Source organism: Modestobacter sp. VKM Ac-2983 (assembly GCF_026967885.1).
Lineage (GTDB): Bacteria > Actinomycetota > Actinomycetes > Mycobacteriales > Geodermatophilaceae > Modestobacter.
The window spans coordinates 621,612-645,367 of record NZ_JAPVBK010000001.1; the positions used below are offsets into that span (position 1 = coordinate 621,612).

Below are 23,756 nucleotides of genomic sequence, written 5' to 3' on the forward strand. Positions count from 1 at the left end.
TTCTGGTGTCACATGGAGATCTCATGACGATCCCATGACATTGCGGCAACACATTTCTCGATTGCCCTCGGGTCGCGCTTGAGTCCACATACCCGCAGCTCAGGATGGTGACACCTGCCGAAGAGTGCCGATCTCGACCGAGCGGTGGAATTGTCGTTGTGCTGTTCGACACCCCGTGCGCGTCACGACCGCATAACGGTATTGCCCGATGGCCTGAAAGTGTCATTCGTGTCCATCATCTGCTGTTAGCGTCCTGCTCTGAGATGGGAGCGGGCCTGCCTGCCCCACCCCGGCTCGCTGACCGGCGCACCGCGACGTGCGTGCCGACGCCCCAGCGTCGTGGCCGGCGAGCTGCACCCGCGCCGCAGGGCGTCCGCCCGTGGGGTGGTGCGCCCGGTGGCACGACCCGGACAGGTGACGAGCGCTCTGCGGAGCTGCGTGCCCCTGTTCGTCGTGCCGTCAGGCCGGGGTCCTGTCCGCCGACGAGAGGTTGCCCGTGCCCGCAGTACATGCCGAGGGGTTGTTCAAGGTCTTCGGCCGGCGGACCGCCGAGGCGGTCGACCGGCTCCGGGACGGCGCCTCCGTGGCGGACGTGCGGGAGCGTGGCGCGACGCCGGCCGTCATCGACGTCAGCTTCACCGTCGAGCCGGGCGAGATCTTCGTGGTGATGGGGCTGTCCGGTTCGGGCAAGTCGACGCTGCTGCGGATGCTCAACGGGCTGCTCGAGGTCACCGCCGGCACCGTGCACGTGGGTGAGGCCGAGCTGACCGCGCTGGACGACAAGGCGCTGCGCCGGCTCCGCCAGGAGCAGATGAGCATGGTGTTCCAGCACTTCGCGCTCTTCCCGCACCGCAGCGTGCTGGACAACGCCGCCTACGCCCTCGAGGTGCGCGGCGTCGACCGCGCCACCCGCCGGGCCAAGGCTCAGGAGGCCCTCGCGCTCGTCGGGCTCGACCAGTGGGCCGACCAGAAGCCGGGGCAGCTCTCCGGCGGCATGAAGCAGCGGGTCGGGCTGGCCCGAGCGCTCGCCGCCGACACCGACCTGCTGCTGATGGACGAGGCGTTCAGTGCGCTGGACCCGTTGATCCGCCGCGAGATGCAGGACCAGCTGCTGGAGCTGCAGGCGTCACTGGGCAAGACGATCGTCTTCATCACCCACGACTTGAACGAGGCCATGCGCCTCGGTGACCGGATCGCGATCATGCGCGACGGCCGGGTCGTGCAGATCGGCACGCCGGACCAGATCCTCGAGGCCCCGGCCGACGACTACGTGCGGCAGTTCCTCGCCGACGTCGACCGTGGGCGGGTGTTCACCGCGCGGCACGTGATGGTGGAGGCGCCCGCTCTGGTGGCGCCGGCGGCTGCTCCGGCGCACGTGCTCCGGGCGATGCAGGAGCACCGCTCCGGTTCCGTCCTCGTCGGGGACGGCGACGGCCGGGTGGCCGGGGTGGCCACCGAGGACGCCGTCCGGGCCGCCGTCGCGTCGGGGGCCCCGTCGCTGGCCGGGCTCGCCCTGCTGCCTCCGGTCGACGTCCGGGCGACCACGACGCTGAGCGACCTGCTCGCCCCCGCCGCCCAGGACGAGGTGCCGGTGACCGTCGTGGACGACGACGGCCGGCTGCTGGGGGTGGTGCCCCGCGGGGCGGTCCTGGCTGCCCTGGGGGGCGTCCCGCGCCCCGCGCCGTCCATCTCACGCACACCGGCCGACCCGGTGGGCGCGACCGCCGTGACGACGAAGGAGGCCGTCCGTGGCTGAGACCGTGCTCCGGGCCGCCGAGGACGGCGCTCTGCCGCAGATCCCGGTGGGCGACTGGATCGACACCGGCTTCGACTGGGTCACCGAGAACTTCTCCCCGGTCTTCGACGTGATCAGCGCCGGGACCGAGGCCGGCGTGGAGGGCCTGCGAGACGCGCTGCTCTTCCCCCCGTCGATCCTGCTGGCCGTGCTGTTGGCCGTGCTCGGTGGCGTGGTGCGGTCGGTGCGCTTCGCCGTCGTCTCGCTGCTGGGTCTGCTGCTGCTGATCAGCATGCGGATGTGGGAGCCGGCCATGGCGACCCTGGCGCTGGTCCTGGTGGCCGCGGTGATCGCGGTGGCGATCGGCATCCCGATCGGGATCGCGGCCGCGAAGAGCGACCGGGTCAGCGCGGCGCTGCGGCCGGTGCTCGACTTCATGCAGACGATGCCGGCCTTCGTCTACCTCGTGCCGGCGGTGACGTTCTTCGGCATCGGCCTCGTCCCGGGTGTCGTCACCACGATCATCTTCGCGATGCCGCCGGGCGTCCGGCTCACCGAGCTGGGCATCCGGCAGGTCGACCAGGAGCTGGTGGAGGCCGGGCACGCGTTCGGCAGCCCGCCCGGCCGGATCCTGCGCGGCATCCAGCTGCCCCTGGCCCTGCCGACGATCATGGCCGGGGTCAATCAGGTGATCATGCTGGCGCTTTCCATGGCGGTCATCGCCGGGCTGATCGGCGCGGCCGGGCTGGGTGGCGTCGTCGTCACCAGCATCTCCCGGCTCGACGTCGGACTGGGCTTCGAGGGCGGCCTGTCGGTGGTCATCCTCGCCATCTACCTCGACCGGTTGACCAGCGCGTTCGGCCAGCAGCGCGGTCGCCTCGGCGCGATCCCGAGCTTCCTGAGCCGCGGTGGCTCGGTCGGCAAGGGCGGCCTCGCCGCCAGCAGTCGGTCCGCCGATGCCGTCACCCCCGTCGGGACCGACCAGAACGCACCCACCGAATCTGCCCGGTAGCCGATCGGCGCGGCCCTCCTGGGTCGTCGCCGCGGAGCCGGAGCACCAACGGTGCGCGGGGCAGTCGACCGCCACCAGATGTAGGAGAGGAACGACCGCATGAACAAGCACCTGACCACCCGAGGCGCACGCCTCGCCGCCGGCCTCGCCGCCGTCGCACTGACCGCCACCGCCTGCGGTGGGGACGCCGAGGAGGAGACCACCGCCGCCGGCGGCGCGTCGGCCGGCAGTGACTGCGAGACCGTCAACCTGGGCTTCATCCCCTCCTGGACCGACGGCCTGAGCATGGCGCACCTGTGGGACGGCGTCCTCGCCGAGCAGGGCGTCGAGGTCGAGATGACCGAGATCTCCGAGGCGGCCCCGCTGTACGCCGGCCTGGCCGGGGGCGACGTCGACGTCTACCCGTCCGCCTGGTCCGAGGTCACCCACGCGGCCTACATGGAGGAGTACGGCGACCAGCTCGAGGACCTCGGTGCCTGGTACGAGGGCGCCAAGCTGACCTTCGCCGTCCCGGAGTACACCGACATCGAGTCGATCGCCGACCTGGCCGGCAACGCCGAGATGTTCGACGGCCGGATCGTCGGCATCGAGCCCGGTGCGGGCCTGACGGCCACGACCAAGGACAGCGTCATGCCGACCTACGGGCTGGAGGAGGACTACACGCTGGTCGAGTCCTCCACCACGGCGATGCTGGCCGAGCTGCAGGCGGCGACCGACGCGAACGAGGACATCGTCGTCACCCTGTGGCGCCCGTTCTGGGCCAACAGCGAGTTCCCGGTCAAGGACCTCGCCGACCCGGAAGGCGCCCTGGGCGACTCCGAGGGCCTGCACACGCTGGCCCGTGAGGGCTTCGCGGCCGACTGTGCCGACGTGGCGTCGATGATGGAGAACGCGACCCTCACCGACGAGCAGTACGGCTCGCTGGAGAACATGGTCGTCAACGAGTACGGCGAGGGCCGGTACGACGAGGCCGTCGACGCGTGGCTCGAGGAGAACCCGGACTTCATGGAGTCCCTGCAGAGCTGACCCGGCTCTGCGGCGCTCGCTGAGCGAGCGGCGCACACACCCCAGGGGCCCGACGGCGCATGCCGTCGGGCCCCTGGGTCGTCCGATACCCTCTCGTCGGCAACCGGGACCGCGCGCAGCGGCCCGGTGGCGGTGCAGCCGTACCGCCGCGGCCCCCGTAGCTCAGGGGATAGAGCATCGGTTTCCTAAACCGTGTGCCGCAGGTTCGAATCCTGCCGGGGGCACCAGGAAAGGCGCAGGTCAGGGCCAAAGTCTGCCCCTTCGGGCTGCCACGCGCCCCGCGGACGTGGCACTTTCGTGTCACATGCGGTCCGCCAGACGGTCTGCATCAACGCGGGAGTGCAAAAAGACTGCACGGAGTGTCACTGCCCTGCAGCGTGCTGCAGGAGGTGGCAACTACGACGAGCGCTGCATGCGGAGGCCGCTGGACTCTGAGCCAGAGTCCTACCCAGGTGGCTGGGCCCCCCTGCCACCGCAGGGAGACCCAGCCACCTGAGTGTTCGGCTGTCTGTGATGACGCGAACTCTCGCGCACCCCAGAGTTGGCCATGGCCGCAGTCTGCAGCGAGGTGCACGTCGTCAACCACGGCTATCCGTTTCGCTGCCTGATCGAGGTGGTTGTCGGGGGACTCTCAAGTCGGCCGAGGTAGCGGCGTGAACTGGCGCCCACTCAAGCCTGTGGCCAAGGCTGTCATCCGGCGCACCGACGAAGCGAGGTCATAGCCGAGCGCCAGACGCGCCAGCGATAAGGCCCCGCTATCGGCAGGATCGACGGGTGACTGGTAGAGGCGTCTCGGCTTCCGTGTCGGGGCACTCCTCTGCCCGACGCATGGGGCAGGGGCACGGCTATCCGGCAGCGCTCATTCGATCAGGCGAGCTCGGGTCAAATGGCAGCGTGGTGATGGTATTCCGGGCCTGCACACCCTCGCCGTTGCTGACCTGCCACGCAGGTCCGTCCGGGTCGATCCCCGGCTCCATTCGGAGGGCGTGCGCGCCCTTGGCGGTGAAGTCCTCACGGCCCTCGTAGGACCAGGTGAAGTCGAACATGACCTCAACCGAGAGATCCCCGTCGTTGAAGGTGCCGAGGACCTTGGTCGTCATGTTGCTCGTGGTCGTCTGCGTCGGCATGCCGGTCTGATCGAAGACGCCATCCCAGTGGTAGGGAAGCATCTGCCACGCCTTCAGGTAGTCCTCCTCGGACCCCGAGTTGGTCGCGTTGATGAGGTCCTGCCGCAACGTGGGGGTGAGCAGGTCACCCATGATGGTGGTGGCCGACTCGATGTCGGGCGCCGTTCGGACCTCCAGGCTGAAGGCCCGCTCGGAAAACTCGCGGGCGATCTCCTTCGGGGTGGCAGGCTCGGGCGCCTTGGCCTCGGTGGTGGGGCTGGTGGCCGACGTCTCCGTTGCCGCGTTCGCGCGCGCCTCGCCATCGGATGCCGCACCACAGCCGGTGAGGGCCAGCAGCGTGGCAGCGGATGCAGCGATCAGGCCGCGGCGGGACGAGGACAGCATGAGAACTCCGGGGATCAGAAGAAAGGGCTACCGAAACGCTATCGAGCAACCCGGACAGGTCCCTTGATGCCGAACGGGGGCTCCCTGACCCGGATGGGTATCCCCGGACTGCATCGGTACCCAGCCGTGCACCTTGCCGTGAAAGCACGGGCAGGGGTGTATCCGTATCCGTGGTGGAAGCGCCGCCAGGTCCGGTAGCCGCCGCATCTCGGCTCGCTTGCGCCGGATGGTGAGCTGCAACAGCCGGCCGGGTTAGGCGAGTACGGCCCCCACCACGGCGACTAGAGCGAGGTAGAACCAGATCGGGCTGGCGTCGCCCAGTCAGGCAGCGACCCCGGCGACACCGGGGACTGGCAGGAGTAGCGCGGTGGCGAGGAAGAACCGGATGAAGACCTGCTGCGCGATCGGCGGGTCGGCGGTCGGTGCTTCACGCGCTCCCCCTGAATGCATCCGGCCCGCTCCCGGGGGTCGGACAGCGGGCCGGGTACACGCCCGCCAGGCCCTGCGGCGTTGGAAGTTTTTCGGTTGACGTCCGGCCGTCTGGGCCATCGCCCTGGCTGCTGTGGACGCTGAGCCGCGCCGTCTGAGCAGATGGACGACCGGTGCTACCGCCAGGCGGTGGAGTCGGCGTCGCAAACCAGCAAGTCACGTAGGCAGGGTCGCTAGGCGCCCGTGACACGTTCGTGTCAGGAACTCCTGCGAGTTCTTGCATCTTGCTGCTATTGGCGGCCTGTCTTGCAGGGCAAATGGCCAGGTCGCAGCAGATGGGAGCTCTTCGCGCGGTTTCCTAAACCGTGTGCCGCAGGTTCGAATCCTGCCGGGGGCACCAACAAGCGCCTGCTCAGACCTGGTGTTCGCGCCGAGTGACAGGAACGACGGCCGGATCCGGACTCGACGTGGGCACGCGAGTCCCGCGGGCGGCGGCATCGAGACGGTCGGCGACGGCTGCTTCGGTCGAGCGGTGCGGGCTAGGTTCAGCCGCATGGACGTCGCCCTGCTCTACTTCGACGGCTGCCCCAACTGGACGGTGGCGGACGCACGCCTCTGCGACGCGCTCGCGGAGATCGGGTGCGGTCAGGTCCAGATCGAGCACCGCGTTGTCAGCACGCCCGAAGAGGCGGACGCGGCGGCGTTCCGAGGCTCTCCGACCGTGCTGGTGAACGGGCAGGATCCCTTCCTGGACCGGGACGGCCCCGTCGGGCTGTCCTGCCGGGTGTACCGGACAGCGGACGGCCTCGCTGGCTCACCGACCGTCCGCCAACTGATCGGAGTGCTGCGTGAAGCTGCTGGGCCGTCGCTGGACTCCCGCGACTGACGAGACGGTGACCTGTGGCTGCTGCGAACGGGAGCGCCCGTTGAGGGCAGCCCATGAGCTCGGTGGCACGCCCGGGGTGTACATCTGCCGGACGTGCGCCGCCTGGGTCGTCGGGAGGACGCTGCGCGGCAAGCACCAGCTCCGCCAGCCGCCTGTGCCCGGTCGAGACGCCCTCGGGGGGCGGCGGAGCGACGACCCTCGACGCCGGACGCCGGACGCCCGCCCCGGCTGAGGCGAGCCGACCGCCGGCTGGAGCTGGACGGCCCGCCTCCCTTCCGGTTGCGGAACCGCCTGCAGCGCCCTCCCCAGCCGTGTGCCGCAGGTCCGGGTCCTGCCGGGGGCACCAGCTGGTCACTGCAGTTCGACGAAGCGCTCCACGTGGGCCGGTCGGCCGGCGATGACGATCTCCGCGCCGTAGGTGAGCACGGTGTCGTAGTCGGCGTGGGTGTAGCTCGCCGTGTTCTCCGGCTTCACCGAGACCACGGTGACGTGGTGCTTCTTCCGAAGACCGGTCTGGCCGAGCGGGACGCCGACGATCTCCCTCGGCGGCTTGGTCTTGGCGAACACCCACTGCGGGTCGAGCTCCACCCAGTCCAGCAGCCGCCCGGCGACCAGGTGGGCGATCCGCTCGCCCATGTCCTGCTCGGGGAAGACCACGTGGTGGGCGCCGATGCGGCTCAGGATCGTCGCCTGCTGCCGGGTGACGGCCTTGGCCCAGATGTCGGGGACCTCCATCTCCGACAGCAGCGCGGTGGTGAGGATGCTCGCCTCCAGGTGGTTGCCGATCGCCACGACGACGCGGCCGAAGTCGGCGATGCCGATCTCGGTCAGCGCGTCGGCGTCGGTGGAGTCGGCGATGACCACCTGGCCCAGCTGCCCGGACAGCCGCTGGACGATGTCGGGCCGGTTGTCCACGGCGAGCACCTCGGTGCCACCGCGGGCCAGTTCCAGCGCGAGGGCGGTGCCGAACCGGCCCAGGCCGAGCACGGCGACGGGGTCCTTGTGGCTAGCCAACGATGGTCCTCTCCTCGGGGAGCTGGTGCCGGCGGGCACGATCGCGGAGCGCGAGCCCGGACGCCAGGGTGAGCGGTCCGATCCGGCCGACGTACATGAGCAGCACGAGCAGGAGCTGCCCGGCTGCGGGGACGTCGGCGGTGATGCCGGTGGACAGGCCGACGGTGGAGAACGCGGAGACGACCTCGAACAGCACCTGGTCGAAGGTGAAGTCGGTCAGCGCCTCCAGCACGAAGGTGGAGACGGCGACCACGCCGATGCCGAGCAGTGCGATCGCCAGCGCCTGGCGCTGGTTGGTGCTCGGCACCCGGCGACGGCCGACCTCGACGTCGGGGTCACCGCGCATCTCTGCCCACAGCACGTAGGCCAGCAGCCCGAAGGTGGTGACCTTGATGCCGCCGGCCGTGCCGGCGCTGCCACCGCCGATGAACATGAGGGCGTCGGTGAGCAGCAGCGTCTCGGGCTGGTAGGCGGCGATGTCGAGGTTGTTGAACCCGGCGGTGCGCGGCATCACCGCCGCGGTGAACGCGGCCAGCACCTTCACCCCGGCGCTCAGCGGGCCGAGGGTGCCCGGGTTGCCGGCCTCGGCGAGCAGGAACAGCAGTGTCCCGCCGACGAGCAGGACGCCGGTGACGATGACGGTGATCCGGGTGAGCACCGACCAGTTCTTCGGCGTCCGCCACCCGCGGACCAGCTCGAAGACCACCGGGAAGCCCAGGCCGCCGGTGATGACGGCGACGCAGATCGTCAAGCTGATCCACGGGTCGGCCACGTACGGGATCAGGTTGGCGGGGTCGAGCCCGAACCCGGCGTTGTTGAACGCCGAGATGGCGTGGAACACGCCCTGGTAGGCGGCCGTTGCCAGCGGCTGGTCGTAGCCGGTCGCGAACCGGGTCCCGAGCACGACGGCGACCACGGCCTCGATGCCGAGGCTGAAGAGCACCACCCTGCGGATGACCCGGCGGACGTCCGCGGCGGACAGGGCCTTGGTCTCCGCCTGGGCGATCAGCCGGGCCCGCAGCCCCAGCCGGCGCGACAGCACGAGCGCGACCAGGGTGGCCAGCGTCATGATCCCGAGGCCGCCGGCCTGGATGAGCAGCAGGATCACGCCCTGGCCGAACCCCGACCAGTAGGTGCCGGTGTCCACGGTGACCAGTCCGGTGACGCAGACCGCGGACGTGGCGTGGAACAGCGCGGTGAGCAGGTCGGCGCGCCCGGGACCGGCGACGGCGACGGGCAGCGACAGCAGCGCGGTGCCGATGGCGACCGCCACGGCGAAGGCGCCGGCGATGACCCGCCCCGGGTGGTGGAACCCGCGGGCCGGGGTCGAGCGGCCGGCCGGGTTGCGGATGCCCTGCGTCATCGCAGGTCCGTCGCGCGGACGGAGGCGCGGGCGGGCACCGCGACACCGTGCCACACCCGGTCGTCCCGGCAGCCCCGCACCGTGCGGCCACGCCGACCCGCCGGTCGCATCGCCCGCTATGGCACCGGCGACACTGGGGGCATGACCGCTGCTGAACCCGGGCCGCGGGCCGGCCGGACCCCCAGGCCCCTGAGCGACGACGCGCGCGACCTGCTCGACGCGCTGCTCGCCCACGACTTCCTCGGCGTCGCCGAACTGCGGGCCCAAGTGGGGAGGGCCACCGCCACGGCGGGCTGCCGCTGCGGGTGCGGGACCCTCGACCTGCAGGTGCCCGACGACGTGCCGGCCGCGCCGGCCAGCGGGCCCGCACCGGTCGAGGGCACCATCCTCGGCGCCGACGGGGCCCCCGTGGGCGGAGTGCTGCTGTTCGTCGAGGACGGCCGGCTGAGCCGCCTGGACGTCACCTCCCACGGCGACCCGCTCCCGGTGCCCTCCCCGGACCAGGTCACCTGGGGCCCCACCCGCTGGGCACGCGAGGACACGGTGCGGCGGCCCGCCCGGTTCCGTCGGGGCCAGCCGAGCTGAGGACACTGCGGGCCGGCCGTGTCGCCGGCCTCCACGACGGGTAGCGGGCGCCGCATGGGATCGCGCAGCGCGGCGGTCGCGGCCGCCGACCAGTGGACCGACCCTGACGACGGCGTCCGGTACCCCGCCGGCGAGGTGCACGCCTGGTCGCCGGGACACAACGGGACCGTGTGCGGGCTGTCGCTCAGCAGGTCGCGGCTGACCCGGTTCCCGCACGTCACCTGGGGCGACGTGCAGCCCGAGTCCGGCCGGCACGCGGAGGGTGTGCAGGCCGTCTGCCGCCGCTGCCGTGCGGCCCAGGGCGCTCGCCGGGACGAGCGCGGCTGGACCCGGACCAACCCCCGCCCCTGAGCGGAGGCCTTGACCCCGCCAAGCGTAAGTCGTAGCTTACGTTCGTGGCCGCTTACCAAGAACGCGACGGGTGGGAGGCGCTGGGTGACCCCACCCGGCGCGCGATCGTCGCCTCGCTGGCCGAGCGACCGCAGGCCGTGGGGGAGCTCGCCGACGAGCTGCCGATCAGCCGTCCGGCGGTCTCCCAGCACCTGAAGGTCCTCAAGGACGCCGGACTCGTCATCGACCGCGCAGCCGGCACGCGCCGGGTCTACCGGCTCAGCTCCGAGGGCCTCGGCGCCCTGCGGGACCAGCTCGACACGTTCTGGCGCCGCGCGCTGGACGGCTATCAGGACGTCGCAGGACAGGACGTCGTGCAGGACCCCGATGGACCCCCGACGCAGGAGGACTCATGACCGAGACAGCCGCCCTCGTGGTCCGCAGGCAGATCGTCGTCCAGGCCCCGATCGACCGGGCCTTCGCGACGTTCACCGAGCGGCTCGGCGACTTCAAGCCACCGGAGCACAACCTGCTCGGCGTCCCCATCGCCGAGACCGTGTTCGATCCGTTCGTCGGCGGCCACGTCACCGACCGGGGCGCCGACGGCAGCGAGTGCAGCTGGGCGCGGGTCCTGGCCTTCGACCCGCCCGACCGTGTCGTCTTCAGCTGGGACATCAGCCCGCAGTGGCAGGTGGAGACGGACCCCGAGCACACCAGTGAGGTCGAGGTCCGCTTCTTCGCCGAGGGGCCGGGGCACACCCGGGTGGAGCTGGAGCACCGCCACCTCGACCGGCACGGCGAGGGCTGGGAGGCCGTCCGCGACGGGGTCGCCGACGACGCCGGCTGGCCGCTGTACCTGGCCCGGTACGCCGACCTGGTCTCCCACCACAGCTGAGGAACCGGGGTCGGGCCTCCGATGGGCTGCGGGTAGGTTAGGCAAGCCTCAGCACGCCTCCGGTGTGTGCCCGGCCTGCTGACGGCACGTCAGATCACGGCCGCGCACCCGGACCCATCGACAGGGACCTCCAGCATGCGCACGTCCTCCGGCCGGGTGGGCCGCACCGCCACCGCCATCGCCGCCGCCCTGACCCTCGCCGCCTGCGGCGCCTCGGAAGCGGTCCCGGAGGCCGAGGTGGCGAGCGGGGGTGAGAGCGCCACGGACTACCCGCTGGTGGTCGACAACTGCGGCGAGTCGATGACGTTCGAGGCCGCTCCACAGCGGGTGGTCTCCCTCGACCAGGGCTCGACGGAGATCCTCCTCGCGCTGGGTCTCGAGGACCGGGTGGTCGGGACCGCGTCCTGGACCGACCCGGTCCTGCCCGAGCTCGCCGAGGCGAACGCCTCGGTGCCGCGGCTGGCCGACAACGCGCCCAGCTACGAGGTCCTGCTCGGCGCCGATCCCGACTTCGTGACCGCCTCCTTCGCCCGGCACTACCGCACCGGGGGCGTGGTCGAGCGGGAGCGGCTGGCGGAGACCGGCGTCGACGCCTACCTGTCGCCGGCCGACTGCGAGGGCGAGCTGCTCATCAACGGGGGCGGCACCCGCACCCGGCCGCTGGAGATCGACTCCGTGTACCAGGAGATCCGTGAGCTGGCGGAGATCTTCGACGTCTCCTCCCGCGGGGACGAGCTCATCGCCGACCTGCAGGAGCGCGCGGACGCCGCGACCGACCGCATCGAGGCCAGCGACCGCACGATCGCCTTCTGGTTCGCCGACACCAAGTCCCCCTACGTGGCCGGCGGCCTCGGCGGGGCGAACCTGCTGGCCACCACGGTGGGTGCGGAGAACGTCTTCGCCGACCTCGACGACGACTGGACCGCGGTCGGGTGGGAAACCGTGGTCGAGCGGGACCCGGACGTGCTGGTCCTCGGCGACCTCCAGCGCGACCGGTTCCCCGGTGACCGGCTGGCGGACAAGGAGGAGTTCCTGGCCTCCGACCCGCTGACCAGCACGATGCAGGCCGTTCAGGAGCAGGACTACATCGCGCTGCACGGTGCCGAGATGAACCCCTCCATCCGCTTCGTCGACGCGCTGGAGAAGCTGGCCGACGGCCTGGACGAGATCGGGCAGGCACCCTGACCGCCGTGACCACCCCCGTCACGGACGGGGCCGGGAGCGCATCCGGGACGTCGCCCCGGGGCACGCTCCGGGTGGTGCTGCTGCTCGCCGGCGGGCTCGTCGCGGTGGCCCTGTCGGTGGGCGCCGCGATCACGCTCGGGCCGGCGGACGTCTCGCTGGTGAACGTCCGGGACGTGCTGCTCAACCACCTCGGGCTCGCCGACATCCCGGTCCGGGTGGTGAAGGACGCGATCGTCTGGGAGGAGCGGCTGCCACGCGCGCTCACCGCGGCGGCGGCCGGCGCCGGCCTGGGGATCTGCGGCGCGGTGATGCAGTCCCTCCTGCGCAACCCGCTGGCCGACCCGTTCCTGCTGGGGATCTCCTCCGGCGCCTCCACCGGCGCCGTGGTGATCGGCGTCCTCGGGGTCGGCGGGTCCGTGATCGGCCTGTCCGGCGGGGCCTTCATCGGCGCGCTGCTGGCCTTCGCCCTGGTGATGCTGCTGGCCCGACTGGCCGGTGGCGGCACCGACCGGGTGATCCTGGCGGGCGTGGCGAGCACCCAGCTGTTCTCCGCACTGACCTCCTTCGTGATCTTCGCCTTCGCCGACGCCGACGAGACCCGCGGCGTGATGTTCTGGCTGCTGGGGTCGCTGGAGGGCGTGCGCTGGGACGACGTGGCGCTGTGCGCCGTCGTCGTCGCCGTGGGCATCGCGGTGTGCCTGGCCTACGCCCACGCACTGGACGCCTTCTCCTTCGGCGACGAGATCGCCGCCTCGCTGGGCATCGCCGTGGCCCGGGTGCGGCTGGGCCTGCTGGTGCTCACCGCGCTGATCACCGCGACGCTGGTGAGCGTCACCGGCGCCATCGGCTTCGTCGGCCTGGTGCTCCCGCACGCCGCCCGGTTCCTCTTCGGACCCCGGCACGCCGGGCTGATCCCGGCCACGGCGCTGATCGGCGCCGTCTTCATGGTGTGGGTCGACGCCGTCTCGCGGGTCGCGTTCCAGCCGACGCCGCTGCCGGTCGGGGTGGGGACGGCGCTGGTGGGGGTCCCGGCCTTCGTGCTCATCCTGGTGCGGAAGCGGCGGGCACCGTGACGCTGCAGGCGGAGCGGGTCGTGTGGCACCGCGGCGGGGCGCTCGTCGTCGACGACGTGACCCTGCGCCCGGCCCCCGGGACGACGATCGGCCTGCTGGGGCCGAACGGCTCGGGCAAGTCCTCGCTGCTGCGGCTGCTCAACGGCACCGCCAAGCCGGACTCCGGGGTGGTCACCCTCGACGGTGCCGAGCTCCGCTCCCTCACCCGGCGCGACATCGCCCGGGCCGTGGCCGTGGTGAGCCAGCACGCCGACACCGACGTCGACATCCGGGTGCGGGACGTGGTGCGGCTCGGCCGCATCCCGCACCGCGGCTCCTTCGGCACCGCCTCGGCGACCCGTGACGAGGAGGCCGTGGCCGAGGCGCTGCGGCACACCGGACTGACCGACAAGGCCGACCAGCGCTGGGACACCCTCTCCGGCGGAGAGCGCCAGCGCGCCCACATCGCGCGTGCGCTGGCGCAGGAGCCGCGCGAGCTGCTGCTGGACGAGCCGACCAACCACCTGGACATCCGCCACCAGCTGGAGCTGCTGTCGCTGGTCTCGCGGTTGCCCGTCACCAGCGTCATCGCCCTGCACGACCTCAACCTCGCGGCCACCTTCTGCGACGAGGTGATCGTCCTGGAGCGCGGCCGGGCGGTGGCCGGAGGGACGCCGAGGGAGGTGCTCACCGCGGAGCTCATCGCCCGGGTGTACGGCGTCCGGGCCCGGGTGGGCGTGGACGAGCGGGGGCGGCTCACCGTGCTGTTCGAGCCCGGCCCGCTCGACGAGTCGGCCGAGCTGACCCCGGAGGACGCGCCCCGGCCCTGGTGACCCGGCCCTGGTGACCCGGCGTCACCGCCCGGAGGAGTCTCCTCTGCAGAAGTGCTCAAGCAGTCCGTTCACCCGGTCGATCTACTGCTCGTCAGTCGATGACCCACAGTGAGCGGAGACCGAACGTGTCCACCCCGATGGCCAGCACGCCCCGCGGCGTCACCCGCGTCCTGATCCTCGCCGACGCCCCGGTCCTGCGCCGTGGGCTGGTCGGCATGATCAACGAGACCGCCGGCATGCAGGCGGTGGGCAGCCCGGGGGAGCCGCGCCGTGCGTTGACCCTGGCCGAGGCCGCCCGCCCTGACGCCGTGGTGGTGGAGCTGGGCACCGGGCGGGCGGCGACGCTGAACGCGGTGCGGGACCTGCGTCGCCGGTTCCCGCAGCTGGCGGTGGTGGCCCTGGCCACCTCGGAGGACCCGGGTGTGGTGAACGAGGCGCTGGCGGCCGGGGTGCGCAGCTACTTGCTGATGAACACCTCTCCGACGCTGCTGGGGTGGGCGGTGTTGGCCGCGCGGGCGGGGCGGACGGTGGTGGATCCGCAGATCCGTCGTGGGGAGGGGGCGGAGGTGCCGGTGTCGCGGGAGCTGACCCCGGAGGTGCCGTTGACCCGCCGGGAGTCCGATGTGCTGGATGAGTTGATCCAGGGGCAGTCGAACCGGGCGATCGGGAAGAACCTGTTCATCTCCGAGGACACGGTGAAGTCCCATGTGAAGGCGATCTTGCGGAAGCTGGGTGCCCGGGACCGGGCGCACGCGGTGTCCCTGGTGCTGTCGGCGCGCAACCCGGGCTGCTCCTGCGGGGCGCACCGGCTCACCGAGGCCACCGCCGACGTCTGACCGGAGACGCCCCGGGGTCGTCGAGCGGGGGCATGTGGGCCGGGGATAGGTTCCGGCGGTGCCTCCGACCGCCGTCGCCAGCCGGTTGTTCGTGGTGGGCTGCCCGCGGTCGGGCACCACGCTCCTGCAGTCCTTCCTGGCCGCCCACCCCGATGTCCACTCGTTCCCGGAGACGCACTTCTTCTACCGGCTGGAGGCGGTCGGCGACCGGCGCCGCCAGGGCCTGATCAGCCCGGAGCTCAGCGCCGACCTCCCGCAGGTCGCCCGCTTCCTGGGCCGGCCGGAGCTGGCGTGGCCGGAGCCGGCGACGGTGCAGGCGACGGCCGACGCGTTCGTCGCCGCCGCCGACGCGGTGACCGTGGCCGCGGGCGCGACGACCTGGGTCGAGAAGACCCCGGCCAACCTGTACGCCATCGACCTCATCGAGCGGCTGGTGCCTGGCGCACGCTTCCTGCACATCGTCCGGGACGGCGCCGATGTCGCCGCCAGCCTGTGCTCGGTCGCCGCCGGCTGGGGTAGCTCCTACACGCCGGAGGAGGCGGTCGAGCTCTGGGCGGAGTCGGTGGAGATCACCGCCGCCCACCAGGGGCGCCCCGGTCATGCCGTGCTGAGCTACGCGGCGCTCGCCGAGGACCCCGACCGGACACTGGCCGCGGCGTGCGCCGTGCTCGGCCTCCCCTTCACCCCGGCGATGGTGACCGGGCGGGCCGCCGCCGCGCGGGGGCTGATCAAGGACTTCGAGGCGTGGAAGGGGGACAACACCGGGCCGCTCCAGCACCGGCCGCGGGCCCGGTTCACCGAGGTGTTCGACGCCGCGACCCAGCGCCGGGTGGAGGCGCGGGTGGCCGAGGTCGTCGTCCCCGAGCTGCTGCGGGGTTGAGCCCCGGCCGGCGGGCGGATCCGGGACTACCGTTGCGACATGGTCGGGATCCTGGCGGCTGCGCTGCTGGTCCTCGTGCTGGCCGGGCTCGTGGCCTGGGCGATGTCGGTGCCGCAGGCCACGGTGACCGGCCCGGACAGCTTGCGGTTGCCTGCACGCGACCGGGCGCGCCAGCAGTCGGCGATCGCCGCAGCCCGCTGGACGGCCGGCCACGACGAGGTCGACGGCGTCACCCGCGTGCTCCTGCAACGCACCTGCATCGGCCTGGACGGCCGGCCCGACGTGCTGGAGGAACGGGTCTTCGACAGCTTCCCGGCCCGTGACCCGCTGTGGGAGGCCCGCTTCACCGAGGCGATGGCCAACGCCCGGTTCCGCTGCCGGTACCTCAACGCCGAGGAGGGGCACCCGGAGCAGCCGTAGGGCCCGAGGCGGAAGATGGCGCCATGGGTCAGGTCGTCGCCACCGCAGAGCACGCCGTACACGCACCGGCGGACGTCGTCCGCGCGGCGCTCGCCGACTACGAGGTCACCCGGCCGAAGGTGCTGCCGGAGCAGTACAGCCAGTACCGGGTCGACGCCGGCGGGCAGGGCGCGGGCACGAAGGTGCACTGGCGCCTGCAGGCCACCTCCAAGCGGGTGCGCGAACAGGACGTCGTCGTCACCACCGGGCCCGACGGCGCCCTGGTGGAGAGCGACACGAACTCCTCCATGGTCACCACCTGGACCGTGCACCCGGCTGACGCGGGCGCGAGTACCGTGCGGTCGCGCACCACCTGGACCGGCGCGAGCGGGATCGGCGGCTTCTTCGAGCGCACCTTCGCGCCGAAGGGGTTGGCCCGCATCCAGGGCGCGATGCTGGAGCGGCTGGACCGGGAGCTCGCCGCCCGCTGAGCAGCGGGCGGGCTCAGGCCGAGCGGGTGCCGGGCCAGTCGTAGCTGGCCGCCGCGATCCGCCGGGACAGCTCGTCGCGCAGCTCGGCGCACGCCGCGGTCTGCTCGGCGAGCTGCGCTGCGTCCACCGCCAGGCCCTGTCGACCGGTCTCGCCGGCCTCCAGCTCCGGCGCCGGCGGAGCCTGCTCGCCCCCGACCGTGGGGGCGTGGGCCACGTACTGCTGCACGGCGGACAGCACCGACCGGCGCACCCCGGGCGGCAGCCGGTCGGCCGGGTCGGCCGCCGACGACAGCACCAGCACCGCGTCGAGCAGCACAGCGACCGCAGGCGCGGTGCCGAGTTCCGGTGTCCGTGGCCGGTAGGCGTGCAGCAGGGGATAGGCCCGGTGCTGCTGGGCCAGCGTCGTCAACGTCGAGGACAGCGACGACAGGGACACCACCGCCGGGACCGTGGTCCCCGGCACGGCCAGGCCCGCTGCCATCTCGGCGCCGGTGCGGCCGAAGCCGGTGACCTGGGAGGCGAAGCTCCGCTTGCCGACCACCGCCGAGATCACCGAGGTCAGGTACGAGACCCCGAGGGTGAGCAGCAGCATCCCGCTGAGCGCGGCGGCCACGGTGACCAGCTGGAAGCCAGCACCGGACGGCTGGTACGCACCGTTGCCGAGGGTCACGACGCTGTACCCGGCGAAGTAGAAGCGCTCCCAGACCGAGGCCGGTGCGCCACTGGACGAGCTGACCACCGCCTCCTCGTCGCCGAGGAGGACCAGCGACCAGCCCAGCCAGAGCAGGGCGAACCAGGCACTGACGGTCGCGGCGATGAGGAGCACGCCGGGGCCGCCCACCACGCGCACCGGCGCGGAGTCCGCCACGGCGGGCCGCCGGGCGATCCGCCACATCGCTCGGGTGATCAGCTGGGTCAGCGGGCCGGGACCGCTGGCCACCGCCAGCGTGGTCCGCGCCTCGTCGACCACGGCGAACGCGACGAGGGTCAGGCCGATGACGTCCCACCACCACCCGATCACCGGGGACCCGGCCGACGGTCGGTGGTGTGGTCGTGGACGCGAGCCAGGACGGTGGCCTCCTCGGACGGGGCCCCAGGGGGCAGCGGACGGTGTGCCACTGGGGTGACCTCGCAGGTCGCCGGCTACACACGTGAGCGTTCCGCGGGCTCGCGGCGCGACCGCCGTCGGGCAGGGACGATGGTGCGGTGACCGCAGTGACCCCCACCGTCGAGGGACTGTCCGAGCTCGCCGGCCTGCTCGCCGACGGCGGGGCCGTCGTCCTCTCCGGCGCCGGCCTGTCGACCGACTCCGGCATCCCCGACTACCGCGGCGCCACCGGCTCGCTGCGCCGGCACACGCCGATGACCTACCAGACCTTCACCCGCGATCCCCGCGGCCGGCACCGCTACTGGGCGCGCAGCTACGTCGGCTGGCGGCAGATCGAGCAGGCCCGGCCGAACGCCGGCCACCGCGCCGTCGCGGCGCTGCAGCAGGCCGGGGCGGTCGGCGAGGTGATCACCCAGAACGTCGACGGGCTGCACCAGGCCGGTGGCGCCCGCGAGGTCCTTGAGCTGCACGGCGGGCTGGACCGCACCGTCTGCCTGGCCTGCGGTGACCGGGCCTCCCGTGCCGACCTCGACGTCCGGCTGCGGGCGGTCAACCCCGGCTTCCGGCCCGAGCCGACCGACGAGGTCAACCCCGACGGCGACGTGGAGCTCCCCGAGGAGGAGCTCGACGGGTTCGTGATGGTCGACTGCCTGGCCTGCGGCGGGGGACCGCTCAAGCCCGACGTGGTCTTCTTCGGCGAGACCGTGCCCCGGGACCGCGTCGACACCTGCTTCGCGCTCGTGGACGCCGCCCGGTCGCTGCTGGTGCTGGGCTCGTCGTTGACCGTGATGAGCGGCTACCGGTTCGTCATCGCCGCTGCGAAGCGCGGCATCCCGGTCGCGATCGTCAACTCCGGGCCGACCCGCGGTGACGCGAAGGCCTCGCTCAAGGTCGATGCGCCGCTGGGTGCCGTGCTGCCCGAGCTGGCCCGCCGGCTGGGTTGACCCCCGAGGCGGTGCGGGGGTTGGCCGTTCGACGGTGCGGGCAGGAAGGGCGGCGATGCAGACGTTCCTGCCGGTCGCCGACTTCACCGAGTCCGCCCGGCTCCTGGACAACCCGCGGCTGGGCAAGCAGCGGGTCGAGTGCCTGCAGGTGCTGCGCGCCCTGGAGCTGCCCGACTACGGCTGGGCCAACCACCCGGTGGTCACCATGTGGCGCGGGCACACCGCCGGCCTGGTCGTCTACTCGCTGGCGATGGTGCGGGTCTGGCGCGAGCGCGGGTTCGCCGACAGCACCGAGACGCTGATCACCGAGTTCGCCCCGGACGCCGCCCGGCTGACCCAGCCGGAGGCGGCCGACGCCGGCCTGCTGCCCAGCTGGGTGGGTGACGAGGAGCTGCACCGCTCGCACCGGTCGAACCTGCTGGCCAAGGACCCGGCGTTCTACCGGTCGCGGTTCCCCGGCGACCCCGACGACCTGCCCTACGTCTGGCCCGGGGCCGACGACGTCCTCCGGGGCCCGGAGCCCGAGGGGGTGCCGGTCTGGGTGGTGCGGCCGCGGGCGCACAACGAGCTCGGCGCGGCGCTGGCCACCGGAGTGGTCGGGCTGGGCACCCAGTCCGGCATCGACGTCGACGCGACCGGCCAGTCACCGGCCGAGCTGCGAGCGCTGTCCAAGGAGCTCTCCGGACGCCGCCCGGCCAAGGACCTGCGGCAGCTCTCCACCTTCCTGGACGAGGTGGCGCCGGGCGACCTGGTCGGCCTGCCGATCGGGCACGGTGCCGGGCTGCTGCTCGGCGAGATCGTGGGCGACTACGACTTCGCCCCGAGGGAGCTGCTACCGCACCGCCGTCCGGCCCGGTTCGAGTCGGTGGTGCCGCGGACGGCCGCGCGGCCGCCGGCCACCCTGCAGGACCCGCGTGCGCTGTTCCGCGTCGTCCTCGACCCGGATGCTGTGCCGGCGGGGCTCCGGCCCTGACGTCGTCCCGAGATCTCGTCGGTCGCCGGCCGGGTTGACCTGGCCGAGCTGACGTGGAGCGGCGCCACGGCACGGCTCAACGTCAGGTCAGGTGGCTCGAGCCAGGCCGGCGTGGAGCTCCTCGACCGCGGCGGCCAGCCGGGCGCGGGCCTCGGGGAGGTCCGCCGGCTCGCGCGCCGCGTGCACGAACCACCAGGCGCCCGCGTAGACCTTCCGCAGCCAGACGAACGGCGCCAGCTCGGCGTCGCTCACGGGATCGGGCATCGCGTCCAGCGCCGCCCGGCCGTCGAGGCGGGCGGAGGTGCGCAGGCTGGCCAGGTCCCAGTGCCGCGGGCCACGAGAGGTGTCCTCGAGGTCGGTCCAGCGCAGGCCCTCCCCGGTGACCAGGAGGTTGCCGGGGTGGGTGTCGCCGTGCAGCGTCATCTCGGGGCCGGCGAGCCGTGGCCGCAGGGCGGTGACCAGCTCGCCGACCTCGCGGAGCAGTGCGGGGTCCGCGCCCAGCCCGGTGCCGGAGGCGACGAAGACCGCCAGGTCCTGCAGCGGCCGGTCCAACGGCGACCCGGTCCACAACGGTGGCAGCGTGCCGAGCACCTCGTGCAGCTCGGCCAGCGAGCGGCCGGCCTGCGCCGCGGTCGGTCGATCCGGCGACACGTCGACATGTCGCCAGAACGACACCGTGAGCCCGTCGTGCTCGTGCGGACCCGGGGGCAGCAGGTCCGACGGCGCGACGACTGCCGCCCCGGCTGCGGTCAGCGCCGCGGCGAGCGCCACCTCCCGGGTGAACGGCCGGCCGATCTCCGGACGGAGCAGCGGCGTGTACACGGCCACCCGGGCCACCACCGGCGCCGGGCGCAGGTGCACCACGGCGTTGACGCCCCACGACAGCAGCGCCGGGTCGTCGACGGGGAGGCCGTGTTGCCGGGCGAGGGCGACCGCGGCGGCGACCGCCTGCTCGACCGACGCCGTCACTGTGCGGGCAGCGGCACGTTCTGCAGTCGCACCTGCCCGCGCGCGACGATCTTGCCGTCCTCGCGGGTGAGGGTGACCAGCCACAGCTGGAGCGTCCTGCCCTGCTGCACCGGCTCGGCGAGCACGTCGAGCCGACCGGCGGTCATCGGGCGCAGGAAGTCGGTGCTGTTGTTCACCCCCACCGCGAACTGGCCGCGCTCCACGACCGCGGCGCTCGCCCCGACGCTCGCGGCGCCCTCCACGATCGTGCAGTAGACGCCGCCGTGCACGACGCCCCAGGGCGTGTGGTGCTCCGGACCGACCTCGACGTGCCCGGTGACCCGGGTGCCGGTGACCTCCGCCAGGTGGAACCCGGTGGCAGCGACGAACGCGCTGGCGGCCGTGAGGTCCGGCGTCATGCGGCGTCCCAGACCAGGCAGAACGGGTGCCCGACCGGATCGGCGTAGACCCGGAAGTCCCCACCGCCGCCGGGCAGCCGGCGGGCGCCCAGCTCGAGCACCTGCGGCTCGGCGACGTCGACGTCGGCGACCCGGACGTCGAGGTGGAACTGCTGGGGGCGCGAGGGGTCCGGCCAGTCGGGCGGCTGCAGGTCGGGGGCCTGCTGGAAGGCGATCCGGTACCCGGCGCCGGTGACCACCACCCAGTCGTCGCCGGGCTCGCCCGTCACCTCCATGCCGAGCAGGCCGGCGTAGAACGTCGCCAGGGCGTGCGCGTCGGGGGCGTCGATGACCACGGAGTGCAGCTGACCGATCATGCCGGCCATCCTCTCCCGCCCCGGTCGGCCACCACCAGCAGGCCTCCGGCGCAGCAGACCCCCGCGCGGTGGCCGGCCTCGGCCGTGTCGCACGATCAGGGGCATGGCCACACCCGACTCCGCTCCGCAGCTCGGCACGTTGACCTGGCTCCCGGCCGCCGACCACCCGGAGCTGCTCGGGCAGCCGGTGGCCGCGGCGCTGCCGTCGCTGACCGGGCCGGCCTGGGTGGCGGCGATCGACGACGAGGCCGCCGACACCGCGGCGTTCACCGAGGTCTACGCCGTCCCGGCCGCCGCCTCGGCCAACTGCGTGGTGGTCGCCGCACGCCGGTCGGGGGAGACGACGCTGGCCGCCTGCCTGGTGCTGGCCACCACCCGCGCCGACGTGAACGGCCTGGTCCGGCGGCACTTGGGGGCACGGAAGGCCTCGTTCGCCCCGCAGGACGTCGCGGTCGCCGAGAGCGGGATGGCCTACGGCGGGATCACCCCGGTGGGGCTGCCGGCGTCCTGGCCGGTGCTGGTCGACGCCGCGGTGGCTGCCAGCGAGCTCGTGGTCATCGGCTCGGGCACCCGGGGGAGCAAGCTCGCCGTCCCCGGTTCGGTGCTGGCCGGGCTGCCGGGCGCGGAGGTGCTCGAGGGGCTGGGCCAGCCGATCGGCTGACCCTGCCTACCCTCGGTGGCGTGTCAGAGCACGAGCAGCCACCCGCCGCGCCGCGCCGCGAGCGGGCACCCGACGACAGCGACCTCGGCTGGGGTGACCGGTCGACCGACCCGGACGACGACGACCGCCGCTACCTGGAGGACCGCCCGCCGCACTGGGGCAGCGACTGAGTGCTGCTCAGGCGCGGTGCCGGGCCTCGGAGTCGGCCGCCGGCGGCTGGCCGTGCTGGGCCTGCAGGAGGTCGCGGATCTCGACCAGGAGCTCGGTCTGGGTGGGCAGCACCGGCCCGGTCTCCTCGCCGCGCTCGCGGCGCTCGAACAGCGCCTTCATGGGCAGCACGACCACGAAGTAGATGACCGCCGCGGTCAGCACGAAGGTGATCAGCTGGTTGACGAAGTCGCCCCAGGCGAAGGTCTGCCCGTTGACCTCGAACGAACCGCCCTGCACGCCACCGCCCCCGATCAGGCCGATCAGCGGGCGCAGGAACGCCTCGGTGAACGAGCTGACCACGGCGGTGAACGCGGCGCCGATGACCACCGCCACCGCGAGGTCGATGACGTTCCCGCGGAGCAGGAAGTCCTTGAAGCCCTTGAGCACGAACGGCACCTCTCGGTCGCGGGGAGCACCCGGGGTGGCCCCATGATCACGGCCGGCCGAGCGTAACGGTGAGCGACGCGGTCGCCGCGGCAGCGGCCAACCGGGCCGCGGTGTCGGGGGAGACGGCGAGGACCAGCAGCCCGCCGCCGGCCGGGGCGCCCGCTGCCGGGCCGTCGGCGACCGCCGGCGTCGGGGCGGTGAGCACCAGTGCGCCGGTGGCGACCACCTCGACGGCCGGGGTCGGGCCGGCAGCGCCGGCGGCCAGCACGTCGACCCGGTCACCGGCGCGCAGCAGCGTCGCCACCGCGAGGTCGGCCAGCCGCACGGGTGCTGCGACCTGGCCAGCGGGGACCGCGGACCACAGCCCCGGCCCGACCAGCCGGACGTCGGTCACCGGTTCCCCGGCGCGCACCGGCGCGGCCAGCAGCTGGCCGGTCAACCCGGCGGCGTCGGCCGTGCCGCCGGACGGGAGCAGGCCGATCGGCAGCTCGGCCGCCACCAGGTCCCCGGCGGTGAGCACCGTGCCGGCCGGGAGATCAGCCGTGGCGACGACCACCGGGGTGGTCGTCGCGGTCGGCCCGGCCGGGCCCGGCGGCGGGGGACGCAACGCCAGGACGAGCGCCAGGCACACGAGCGCCGCCGCGGCCACCTGTCGCAGCAGGTGGACGGGTGAGTGCGGACGGCGGAGTCGGGGCACACGGCGACGCTAGGAGGGCCGGGGGTGTCCGTCCCGTTGCGCCGTGGAGCTGTGGACTGCGGGCCCGGCTGTGGACCGGCGGCAGCGCGCCGCCGTCGTCCGTGCGCCGATCAGTTCGCGGCCTTGCCCCCGCTGCCACCGGACGAGGAGCTGCTCGACGACGTGGACGCCGTCCCGCTCGACGTCGTGCCGCTGGTCTTGCTGCCGGACTCCTTGCTGCCACCGGAGTCCTTGCTTCCGGCGTCCTTGCTGCCGGACTCCTTGCCTCCGCCGGAGGACTCCTTCGCCGAACCGGAGCCGGTGGACGAACCCTCGCCCTTGCGGCTGTCGGTCCGGTAGAAGCCCGAGCCCTTGAAGACCACGCCGACCGAGCCGTAGACCTTGCGCACCGGCGCCTCGCACTCGGTGCAGGTGGCGACGGCGGGGTCGGTGAACGACTGCACGACCTCGAACTCGTGCTTGACCTCGGGGTTGGTGCAGGCGTACTGGTAGGTGGGCACGGTGCTGGAGCTCCTCGTCCGATCCGAGCCGGGCTGGCACTCCGCCCCGGCGACTGCCAATGATGCGCCGCGGGCCCCGGTCACGTCCACG

General features: G+C 73.1%; 29 protein-coding genes and 2 tRNA genes. 21 read left to right on the forward strand and 10 right to left on the reverse strand.

From position 1 onward, the window contains the following. Nucleotides 1-496: 496 nt before the first annotated feature. The 4 genes from O2W18_RS02860 (at nt 497) to O2W18_RS02875 (ending at nt 4,000) form a co-directional block, all read left to right on the forward strand. Entirely contained in the window at nt 497-1,756 is a 1,260-nt protein-coding gene (locus tag O2W18_RS02860; protein ID WP_269186061.1) for a quaternary amine ABC transporter ATP-binding protein, read from the forward strand. Continuing rightward, on the forward strand, nt 1,749-2,747 hold the full coding sequence (locus O2W18_RS02865; protein WP_269186062.1) for an ABC transporter permease: 999 nt from the start codon (nt 1,749-1,751) through the stop codon (nt 2,745-2,747). The genes O2W18_RS02860 and O2W18_RS02865 overlap by 8 nt, the downstream gene beginning before the upstream one ends. Before the next feature lie 99 nt (nt 2,748-2,846). Next, a complete protein-coding gene (locus O2W18_RS02870; protein WP_269186063.1) occupies nt 2,847-3,773 on the forward strand; it encodes a glycine betaine ABC transporter substrate-binding protein in 927 nt (308 codons plus the stop codon). Nucleotides 3,774-3,924: 151 nt separating this feature from the next. Further along, a tRNA-Arg gene (locus O2W18_RS02875) sits at nt 3,925-4,000 on the forward strand. Nucleotides 4,001-4,618: 618 nt separating this feature from the next. Here O2W18_RS02875 and O2W18_RS02880 read toward each other — a convergent pair. After that, nucleotides 4,619-5,284 (reverse strand): hypothetical protein, encoded by a 666-nt coding sequence (locus tag O2W18_RS02880; protein ID WP_269186064.1) that lies wholly within the window; start codon nt 5,282-5,284, stop codon nt 4,619-4,621. Nucleotides 5,285-6,033: 749 nt separating this feature from the next. On the opposite strand from O2W18_RS02880, the gene O2W18_RS02885 reads away from it, so the two are divergent. Continuing rightward, a tRNA-Arg gene (locus O2W18_RS02885) sits at nt 6,034-6,113 on the forward strand. Between the two features lie 153 nt (nt 6,114-6,266). Next, entirely contained in the window at nt 6,267-6,599 is a 333-nt protein-coding gene (locus O2W18_RS02890) for a thioredoxin family protein (protein WP_269186065.1), read from the forward strand. A 351-nt stretch (nt 6,600-6,950) separates the two neighbouring features. On the opposite strand, the gene O2W18_RS02895 is transcribed toward O2W18_RS02890, so the two are convergent. After that, nucleotides 6,951-7,613: a potassium channel family protein gene (locus tag O2W18_RS02895; protein ID WP_269186066.1), complete on the reverse strand. Its 663-nt coding sequence runs from the start codon at nt 7,611-7,613 to the stop codon at nt 6,951-6,953. Beyond that, nucleotides 7,606-8,976, reverse strand: coding sequence for a TrkH family potassium uptake protein (locus tag O2W18_RS02900; protein ID WP_269186067.1), 1,371 nt, complete (start codon nt 8,974-8,976; stop codon nt 7,606-7,608). Before O2W18_RS02900 ends, O2W18_RS02895 begins: the two co-directional genes overlap by 8 nt. A gap of 141 nt (nt 8,977-9,117) precedes the next feature. On the opposite strand from O2W18_RS02900, the gene O2W18_RS02905 reads away from it, so the two are divergent. From O2W18_RS02905 to O2W18_RS02955, 11 genes are all read left to right on the forward strand, one after another. Continuing rightward, nucleotides 9,118-9,561, forward strand: coding sequence for a hypothetical protein (locus tag O2W18_RS02905; RefSeq protein ID WP_269186068.1), 444 nt, complete (start codon nt 9,118-9,120; stop codon nt 9,559-9,561). Nucleotides 9,562-9,615: 54 nt separating this feature from the next. Further along, a complete protein-coding gene (locus O2W18_RS02910) occupies nt 9,616-9,912 on the forward strand; it encodes a hypothetical protein (RefSeq protein ID WP_269186069.1) in 297 nt (98 codons plus the stop codon). Nucleotides 9,913-9,956: 44 nt separating this feature from the next. Further along, nucleotides 9,957-10,307, forward strand: coding sequence for an ArsR/SmtB family transcription factor (locus tag O2W18_RS02915; RefSeq protein WP_269186070.1), 351 nt, complete (start codon nt 9,957-9,959; stop codon nt 10,305-10,307). Further along, on the forward strand, nt 10,304-10,786 hold the full coding sequence (locus tag O2W18_RS02920; RefSeq protein ID WP_269186071.1) for an SRPBCC family protein: 483 nt from the start codon (nt 10,304-10,306) through the stop codon (nt 10,784-10,786). Before O2W18_RS02915 ends, O2W18_RS02920 begins: the two co-directional genes overlap by 4 nt. Nucleotides 10,787-10,921: 135 nt before the next feature. Continuing rightward, nucleotides 10,922-11,971: an ABC transporter substrate-binding protein gene (locus O2W18_RS02925; RefSeq protein ID WP_269186072.1), complete on the forward strand. Its 1,050-nt coding sequence runs from the start codon at nt 10,922-10,924 to the stop codon at nt 11,969-11,971. Nucleotides 11,972-11,976: 5 nt separating this feature from the next. Next, nucleotides 11,977-13,044 (forward strand): FecCD family ABC transporter permease, encoded by a 1,068-nt coding sequence (locus O2W18_RS02930; RefSeq protein WP_269186073.1) that lies wholly within the window; start codon nt 11,977-11,979, stop codon nt 13,042-13,044. After that, on the forward strand, nt 13,041-13,856 hold the full coding sequence (locus tag O2W18_RS02935) for an ABC transporter ATP-binding protein (protein WP_269186074.1): 816 nt from the start codon (nt 13,041-13,043) through the stop codon (nt 13,854-13,856). The genes O2W18_RS02930 and O2W18_RS02935 overlap by 4 nt, the downstream gene beginning before the upstream one ends. Before the next feature lie 125 nt (nt 13,857-13,981). Next, nucleotides 13,982-14,692: a response regulator transcription factor gene (locus tag O2W18_RS02940; RefSeq protein ID WP_269186075.1), complete on the forward strand. Its 711-nt coding sequence runs from the start codon at nt 13,982-13,984 to the stop codon at nt 14,690-14,692. A 58-nt stretch (nt 14,693-14,750) separates the two neighbouring features. Beyond that, a complete protein-coding gene (locus O2W18_RS02945; RefSeq protein ID WP_269186076.1) occupies nt 14,751-15,572 on the forward strand; it encodes a sulfotransferase family protein in 822 nt (273 codons plus the stop codon). A gap of 39 nt (nt 15,573-15,611) precedes the next feature. Continuing rightward, a complete protein-coding gene (locus tag O2W18_RS02950) occupies nt 15,612-15,992 on the forward strand; it encodes a hypothetical protein (RefSeq protein WP_269186077.1) in 381 nt (126 codons plus the stop codon). Between the two features lie 23 nt (nt 15,993-16,015). Then, entirely contained in the window at nt 16,016-16,462 is a 447-nt protein-coding gene (locus O2W18_RS02955) for an SRPBCC family protein (RefSeq protein ID WP_269186078.1), read from the forward strand. Between the two features lie 13 nt (nt 16,463-16,475). On the opposite strand, the gene O2W18_RS02960 is transcribed toward O2W18_RS02955, so the two are convergent. Continuing rightward, on the reverse strand, nt 16,476-17,483 hold the full coding sequence (locus O2W18_RS02960; RefSeq protein ID WP_269186079.1) for an ion channel: 1,008 nt from the start codon (nt 17,481-17,483) through the stop codon (nt 16,476-16,478). Nucleotides 17,484-17,668: 185 nt separating this feature from the next. Between O2W18_RS02960 and O2W18_RS02965 the strand changes: the two genes are divergently transcribed. Further along, the gene (locus tag O2W18_RS02965; protein ID WP_269186080.1) at nt 17,669-18,514 is read left to right on the forward strand and encodes an NAD-dependent protein deacetylase; all 846 of its coding nucleotides are present in this window, start codon (nt 17,669-17,671) and stop codon (nt 18,512-18,514) included. Between the two features lie 55 nt (nt 18,515-18,569). Beyond that, entirely contained in the window at nt 18,570-19,487 is a 918-nt protein-coding gene (locus O2W18_RS02970) for an MSMEG_6728 family protein (protein ID WP_269186081.1), read from the forward strand. 87 nt (nt 19,488-19,574) lie between these two features. On the opposite strand, the gene O2W18_RS02975 is transcribed toward O2W18_RS02970, so the two are convergent. The 3 genes from O2W18_RS02975 to O2W18_RS02985 are packed head-to-tail and all read right to left on the reverse strand — an operon-like array spanning nt 19,575 to nt 21,210. Beyond that, complete coding sequence (locus O2W18_RS02975) at nt 19,575-20,456, reverse strand: phosphotransferase family protein (RefSeq protein WP_269186082.1); 882 nt, start codon at nt 20,454-20,456, stop codon at nt 19,575-19,577. Then, the gene (locus tag O2W18_RS02980) at nt 20,453-20,854 is read right to left on the reverse strand and encodes a PaaI family thioesterase (RefSeq protein WP_269186083.1); all 402 of its coding nucleotides are present in this window, start codon (nt 20,852-20,854) and stop codon (nt 20,453-20,455) included. Before O2W18_RS02980 ends, O2W18_RS02975 begins: the two co-directional genes overlap by 4 nt. Continuing rightward, nucleotides 20,851-21,210: a VOC family protein gene (locus O2W18_RS02985; RefSeq protein WP_269186084.1), complete on the reverse strand. Its 360-nt coding sequence runs from the start codon at nt 21,208-21,210 to the stop codon at nt 20,851-20,853. The genes O2W18_RS02980 and O2W18_RS02985 overlap by 4 nt, the downstream gene beginning before the upstream one ends. A 103-nt stretch (nt 21,211-21,313) precedes the next feature. On the opposite strand from O2W18_RS02985, the gene O2W18_RS02990 reads away from it, so the two are divergent. Together O2W18_RS02990 and O2W18_RS02995 are read left to right on the forward strand one after the other, a co-directional pair. Beyond that, nucleotides 21,314-21,871 carry a YbaK/EbsC family protein gene (locus O2W18_RS02990; protein WP_269186085.1) on the forward strand — a complete coding sequence of 186 codons (558 nt, stop codon included), beginning with the start codon at nt 21,314-21,316 and terminating at the stop codon, nt 21,869-21,871. Between the two features lie 20 nt (nt 21,872-21,891). Beyond that, entirely contained in the window at nt 21,892-22,041 is a 150-nt protein-coding gene (locus O2W18_RS02995; protein ID WP_269186086.1) for a hypothetical protein, read from the forward strand. A gap of 7 nt (nt 22,042-22,048) precedes the next feature. Here the strand turns inward: O2W18_RS02995 and mscL are convergent, their stop codons facing one another. The 3 genes from mscL to O2W18_RS03010 all read right to left on the reverse strand — a co-directional run bounded on the left by mscL (nt 22,049) and on the right by O2W18_RS03010 (nt 23,665). Further along, on the reverse strand, nt 22,049-22,468 hold the full coding sequence (gene mscL, locus O2W18_RS03000) for a large conductance mechanosensitive channel protein MscL (protein WP_269186087.1): 420 nt from the start codon (nt 22,466-22,468) through the stop codon (nt 22,049-22,051). Between the two features lie 46 nt (nt 22,469-22,514). After that, nucleotides 22,515-23,165 carry a Flp pilus assembly protein CpaB gene (gene cpaB, locus O2W18_RS03005; protein WP_269186088.1) on the reverse strand — a complete coding sequence of 217 codons (651 nt, stop codon included), beginning with the start codon at nt 23,163-23,165 and terminating at the stop codon, nt 22,515-22,517. A 110-nt stretch (nt 23,166-23,275) separates the two neighbouring features. Further along, nucleotides 23,276-23,665, reverse strand: a complete 390-nt coding sequence (locus O2W18_RS03010; RefSeq protein WP_269186089.1) for an FmdB family zinc ribbon protein — start codon at nt 23,663-23,665, stop codon at nt 23,276-23,278. Nucleotides 23,666-23,756 lie beyond the last annotated feature (91 nt).

Excerpts from the sequence above, each read along its gene's own strand:
- O2W18_RS02870 (WP_269186063.1), top strand. The coding sequence starts at position 2,847 with ATGAACAAGCACCTGACCACCCGAGGCGCACGCCTCGCCGCCGGCCTC.
- O2W18_RS02880 (WP_269186064.1), bottom strand. The coding sequence starts at position 5,284 with ATGCTGTCCTCGTCCCGCCGCGGCCTGATCGCTGCATCCGCTGCCACG.
- O2W18_RS02890 (WP_269186065.1), top strand. The coding sequence starts at position 6,267 with ATGGACGTCGCCCTGCTCTACTTCGACGGCTGCCCCAACTGGACGGTG.
- O2W18_RS02900 (WP_269186067.1), bottom strand. The coding sequence starts at position 8,976 with ATGACGCAGGGCATCCGCAACCCGGCCGGCCGCTCGACCCCGGCCCGC.
- O2W18_RS02905 (WP_269186068.1), top strand. The coding sequence starts at position 9,118 with ATGACCGCTGCTGAACCCGGGCCGCGGGCCGGCCGGACCCCCAGGCCC.
- O2W18_RS02910 (WP_269186069.1), top strand. The coding sequence starts at position 9,616 with ATGGGATCGCGCAGCGCGGCGGTCGCGGCCGCCGACCAGTGGACCGAC.
- O2W18_RS02920 (WP_269186071.1), top strand. The coding sequence starts at position 10,304 with ATGACCGAGACAGCCGCCCTCGTGGTCCGCAGGCAGATCGTCGTCCAG.
- O2W18_RS02925 (WP_269186072.1), top strand. The coding sequence starts at position 10,922 with ATGCGCACGTCCTCCGGCCGGGTGGGCCGCACCGCCACCGCCATCGCC.
- O2W18_RS02950 (WP_269186077.1), top strand. The coding sequence starts at position 15,612 with ATGGTCGGGATCCTGGCGGCTGCGCTGCTGGTCCTCGTGCTGGCCGGG.
- O2W18_RS02955 (WP_269186078.1), top strand. The coding sequence starts at position 16,016 with ATGGGTCAGGTCGTCGCCACCGCAGAGCACGCCGTACACGCACCGGCG.
- O2W18_RS02970 (WP_269186081.1), top strand. The coding sequence starts at position 18,570 with ATGCAGACGTTCCTGCCGGTCGCCGACTTCACCGAGTCCGCCCGGCTC.
- O2W18_RS02980 (WP_269186083.1), bottom strand. The coding sequence starts at position 20,854 with ATGACGCCGGACCTCACGGCCGCCAGCGCGTTCGTCGCTGCCACCGGG.
- O2W18_RS02985 (WP_269186084.1), bottom strand. The coding sequence starts at position 21,210 with ATGATCGGTCAGCTGCACTCCGTGGTCATCGACGCCCCCGACGCGCAC.
- O2W18_RS02990 (WP_269186085.1), top strand. The coding sequence starts at position 21,314 with ATGGCCACACCCGACTCCGCTCCGCAGCTCGGCACGTTGACCTGGCTC.